Here is a 4,985-nt window from a genome sequence, read left to right on the forward strand (position 1 = left end):
TGTGCCTCCCACGGCACATGCCGCGACCGGCACACAGCCCTGTCGGCATTTCTTGTGTGAAACCCGTCTGACGTCAAATACGGCTTCACACAAGAAAATCTTGCGTGCCGCTTGGTCGCCGGGTGGCCGGAGTCGTCTGCACGCCCTCGCCAGCGCCCTCGCCGGCGCTGCCGGCCGAGCCACCGCCCGTGCCCGTGCTGCCGGCCGAGCCACCGCCCGTGCCGAGCCGGAATGCCGCCGGAACGCAGAAAGGGCCGCCCCGAAGGGCGGCCCGTCCGCGTGCGCACGGCGCCGAAGCGCCAGCGTGCAGCGTTAGTTGTTGCCTCGAAGAATTGCGAGCAGGCGCAGGATCTCGAGGTAGAGCCAGATGACCGTGACCATGATGCCGAAGGCGGCCGTCCAGCCGTACTTCGCGGGGGCGCCGCGCTGCACGCCGGTCTGCACCGAGTCGAAGTCGAGCACGAGCGAGTAAGCGGCCATGAGGATCACCAGAATGCCGAGCCAGAAGCCGAGCGGCATGCCCAGGAAGATCGTGTCGCGCAGGCCAAACATGCTGTCCGTCACGCCGAAGATCATGAGGCCCATGTTCACGAGCGAGAACACCGCGTAGCCGATCATCGCGATGAGGAAAATCTTCGTCGCGCGCTTTGACGCGCGAATCTTGCCGCTCGCGAAGAGAGCAAGAGTCACGCCGACAACGGCGAGGGTGCCGAAGACGGCCTGGACAACAATGCCATCCCACAGTGACTGATAGAACGCCGAGATACCGCCGACGAAGAGACCCTGAGCAGCCGCGTAGGCGAGGATCAAGGCCGGCGAGGGCTCTTTCTTGAAGATGTTGACGAGGGCGAGCACGAAGCCGACGATGCCGCCAACGATCCACAGGCCGGGAACGAACCAGCCGACGGCCGCGAACGCGAGCAGCACGACGAACGCGCCAAGCGTCTTCATGATGACGTTCTCGTACGTCATGCGGTCCATCTGGTCGGGCGTCGCCGACGAGCGGGCGTAGAGCTCGTCCAGCTGCTGTGCTGACGGCTCTTGCGTCCACTGGATTGCCTTGGTGGCGCTCTGCGAGAACGCGGGGGAGTTCGAGAAAGCGGGGTTGGAAGTGGCCATGGCCGAAAGTCTAGAGAATGTCGCCTCGAAAGCGCCCCTGAGAACCTAAGGCGTGGCTGTGTGCGACGGCACCTCGGCTAGAGCCCGAGCAGTTGCCACACCACGTAGCCGAGCACGGCACCAGCAACGAGCCAGAGGTAGCCGAGCCCCACCGCGATCCACGCGATGACGGCGCCGCGTTCACGTCCGCGAGATCGGGCCACCTGGGCGGCCGCGATGTGACCGAAGAGAGCCGCGAGTGGGCTCAGCAACACGGCGAGAATGAGCGCGGCGACGGCGAGCGTGTTCAGCCGAGGGTGCTCGGTCGACGAGGGCGCAGTCTCGGGCGCTGGCTCGAGCACCGGTTCGGCAGGCGCCACCACGGCGACCGCGGGCGCGAAGTCGGGAGCAGGAGGGGGAGCAGCCGCCCACGCGGGCGCTGCCGGCTGCGGCTGCGCGGGCCAGGTCGGCGGGGCCGGCTCGGGCTCGGGGGTCGCGTCGCTCATGCCCTCGACGGTATCCCGTAGCGTGGTGGAGTGACCGAGTACACGCCCGAACGCGCGAGCGAGCATCCGTCGCCGCGGCCGCTCGTCGTGGCGCATCGCGGTGCGAGCGGGTATCGCCCCGAGCACACGCTCGCGGCCTATCGACTCGCGATCACGCTGGGGGCCGAAGCCATTGAGCCCGACATCGTCGCGACGCGCGACGGCGAGCTCGTGCTGCGTCACGAGAACGAGATCAGCGGAACGACCGACGTGGCCGACCGCCCCGAGTTCGCGTCGCGGCGCACGACGCGCGAGATCGACGGGCAGCGCCTCACGGGCTGGTTCACCGAAGACTTCACGTGGGCCGAGCTCAGCACGTTGCGCGCACGCGAGCGCCTGCCGCAGATTCGCCCCGCCTCGGTGCGATTCGACGATCGCTATCCACTGCTGCGCTTGCGTGACTTGCTGCAGCTGCTCGATGAGGCGCCTCCCGCGCCCGGCACCGGCGCACCCGTGCGGCTCGTCGCCGAGATCAAACACGCCGCATACTTCGCGTCGATTGGCTTGCCCCTCGACGAACTCATTGCGGCCGAACTCTCGCCGTGGTCGGCCGCTCAGCCGGGGCGACTCATCGTTGAGGCCTTCGAGCAAACCGTGCTCGGGCAGTTGCGCGACCGCGGTCTCGCCGCCGACTACGTCTATTTGCTCGAGAAGAAGGGCAGCCCGGCTGACCTCGTCGCGCGGCATGGTGCCGCAGCGCTCTCGTACGCCGGCCATCTGACGGATGCGGGGCTCGCCCGCTTGCGCACCGCCGGCATCCACGGCATCAGTGTCGACACCGCGATGCTCATCAAGCCGACTCCTCGCGGGGCGGGGCAACCCGGCTCGGCCTGGGCGCCCATCGACTCGGGTCTCGCCGCATCGGACCTCGTTGCTCGTGCCCACGCCGCGGGTCTCTCGGTCTTCACCTGGACTCTGCGCCCCGAGAACCGCTTCTTGCCCGCGCCGTGCCGCATCGGAACCTCCGCGAGCGCGCACGGCGACTGGTGGCGCTACTTCACCGCGATCATGCGCACAGGACTCGACGGCGTCTTCGCCGACCAGCCCGACCTGGCCCTCGAAGTGCGCTCCGCGCTCTAGCGGGCAACGGATGCTCGCCCATCGTCGCGTCGGCGGCGCAACCTAGACTGGGGCGGTCATGAGCACCCCTGCCTCCGCATCCCTCGCCGACTCTGATCCGCTGCTCGACGGGCTCAACCCGCAGCAGCGCACGGCCGTGCTGAGCCGCTCGAAGGCCCTGCTCATCGTCGCGGGCGCGGGATCGGGCAAGACCGCGGTGTTGACGCGGCGCGTCGCGCGCCTCATCAGAGATCGCGAGCTCTGGCCGAGCCAGATTCTCGCCATCACGTTCACCAACAAGGCCGCAGCCGAAATGCGCGAGCGCGTCGAGCTGCTCGTGGGCCGCGAGGCTGCTCAGGGCATGTGGATCTCGACGTTCCACTCGGCGTGCGTGCGCATTCTTCGCCGCGAGGCCGAGCAGTTCGGCTTTGGCACGGCCTTCACGATCTATGACTCGGCTGACTCACGCGCCCTCATCAAGCGGCTCGTGAAAGACATGCAAGCCGACACCATGGGCTTCACGGTGAGCGCCGTGGCGGGCAAGATCTCGCGGCTCAAGAACGAGCTTGTGGATGCCGAGGGCTACAGCCGGCAGCTCAACCCCAACGACCCGACCGAGGTCATGTTTCTCGAGCTGTTCCGCCGCTACACCGCCGAGTTGCGGCGGGCGAACGCGTTCGACTTCGACGACCTCATCGCGCAGACGGTCTACCTTTTCCGGGCCTTCCCGAAGGTGGCGGCGCTCTACCAGCGGCGCTTTCGGCACATCCTCATCGACGAGTACCAAGACACCAACCACGCGCAATACGCGCTCATTCGCGAGCTGACACGGCCCGTCGAGCCCGTGCACGTGCCCGAGGACACGCGCGTTGAGCTCGACGCCAACGGGGGCATTCCGGCAGCCAGCCTCACGGTCGTCGGCGACTCTGACCAGTCGATCTACGCCTTCCGCGGCGCCGACATTCGCAACATCGTCGAGTTTGAGCGCGACTTCACGGGTGCCGAGGTCGTGCTGCTCGAACAGAACTACCGCTCGACCCAGACGATTCTCGACGCGGCCAACGCCGTCATTGCCAACAACTTCGACCGCATCGCGAAGAACCTCTTCACGGCCGTTGGTGCGGGTGACAAGATCGTGGGCTTCACTGGCTACACGCAGCACGACGAGGCGCAATTCGTTGCCGATGAGATCGCCAAGCTGCACGAGGGCGGCACGCCCTACAGCCAGATCGCGGTGTTCTACCGAACCAACGCCCAGACACGTGCTCTCGAAGAGATCTTCATTCGCGCGGGCCTTCCCTACCGCGTGCTCGGCGGCACCAAGTTCTACGAGCGCGCCGAGATCAAAGACCTCATGGCCTACCTCATCGCGGTCGCGAATCCGGCCGATGGTCTCGCGATGCGGCGCATCCTCAACACCCCCAAGCGCGGCATCGGGCCGGCGACCGAAACGGCGCTCGCTAACCACGCTGACGAGCTCGGCGGCACGATGCTCGATGCGCTGCGGGATGCCGCGGCTCTCGGCCTCGGCCCCAAAGTGACCACGGCGATTCTTGACCTCGCGGCGATTCTCGACCGGGCATCCGACTCAATCGACACGGCCTTGGTGCCGGATCTGCTCACGGGCATCATCGAGGCCACCGGATACCTCAGCGCGCTGCGTGCGAGCCGCGACCCCCAAGACGAAGCCCGCGCAGAGAACGTCGAAGAGCTCGTCGCCGTGACGCGCGACTTTCAGAAGAACAACCCCGAGGGTCGGTTGATCGACTTTCTCACCGAGGTCGCCCTCGTTGCCGCGGCCGACGACCTCGACGACTCAAGCGGAACCGTCTCGCTCATGACGCTGCACACGGCGAAGGGGCTCGAGTACGACGCCGTGTTCATCACGGGTGTCGAAGAAAACCTGCTGCCGCACCAAATGAGCGCGAGCGAGCCCGGGGGTGCGGCCGAAGAGCGCCGACTGTTCTACGTGGGCATCACGCGGGCCCGCAAGGTGCTGCACCTGAGCCTCGCGATGACGCGCTCGACCTTTGGCGACACGGTCGTGGCGAGCCCGAGCCGCTATCTGCAAGAGATTCCGACCGAGCTCATCGATTGGCGCGATTCGCCAGGAATGGGGATGCGCTCGAGCACGCGCAGCCTCGGCTCGGCGCGCGACGGCTTCCGCTACTCGGCTTCGCTGCCCGCGGGCAAGCCCAAGACCGAGTGGGCCAACCGCGTCACGGCGACCGTGCGCGACAACGGCGACCTGACGCTCGCACCGGGTGACCGCATCCGTCACGT

General features: G+C 67.3%; 4 protein-coding genes. 2 read left to right on the forward strand and 2 right to left on the reverse strand.

Features of this window, described 5'->3' with window-relative positions:
• Positions 1 to 312: 312 nt before the first annotated feature.
• Positions 313 to 1,119: a Bax inhibitor-1/YccA family protein gene (locus SFU54_RS06140; RefSeq protein ID WP_319015406.1), complete on the reverse strand. Its 807-nt coding sequence runs from the start codon at positions 1,117 to 1,119 to the stop codon at positions 313 to 315.
• Between the two features lie 77 nt (positions 1,120 to 1,196).
• The gene (locus tag SFU54_RS06145; protein WP_319015407.1) at positions 1,197 to 1,604 is read right to left on the reverse strand and encodes a hypothetical protein; all 408 of its coding nucleotides are present in this window, start codon (positions 1,602 to 1,604) and stop codon (positions 1,197 to 1,199) included.
• Between the two features lie 30 nt (positions 1,605 to 1,634).
• Between SFU54_RS06145 and SFU54_RS06150 the strand changes: the two genes are divergently transcribed.
• A complete protein-coding gene (locus SFU54_RS06150; protein WP_319015408.1) occupies positions 1,635 to 2,723 on the forward strand; it encodes a glycerophosphodiester phosphodiesterase family protein in 1,089 nt (362 codons plus the stop codon).
• A gap of 58 nt (positions 2,724 to 2,781) precedes the next feature.
• On the forward strand, positions 2,782 to 4,985 hold a 2,204-nt coding region (locus SFU54_RS06155; protein WP_319015409.1), incomplete at its 3' end, for an ATP-dependent helicase.

Origin of the sequence: Microcella sp. (assembly GCF_033763155.1) — a bacterium.
In the GTDB taxonomy this organism is placed as follows: domain Bacteria; phylum Actinomycetota; class Actinomycetes; order Actinomycetales; family Microbacteriaceae; genus Microcella.

What these genes read in the sequence shown, in the direction of transcription:
- SFU54_RS06140 (WP_319015406.1), bottom strand. Translation starts at nt 1,119, where the DNA reads ATGGCCACTTCCAACCCCGCTTTCTCGAACTCCCCCGCGTTCTCGCAG.
- SFU54_RS06145 (WP_319015407.1), bottom strand. Translation starts at nt 1,604, where the DNA reads ATGAGCGACGCGACCCCCGAGCCCGAGCCGGCCCCGCCGACCTGGCCC.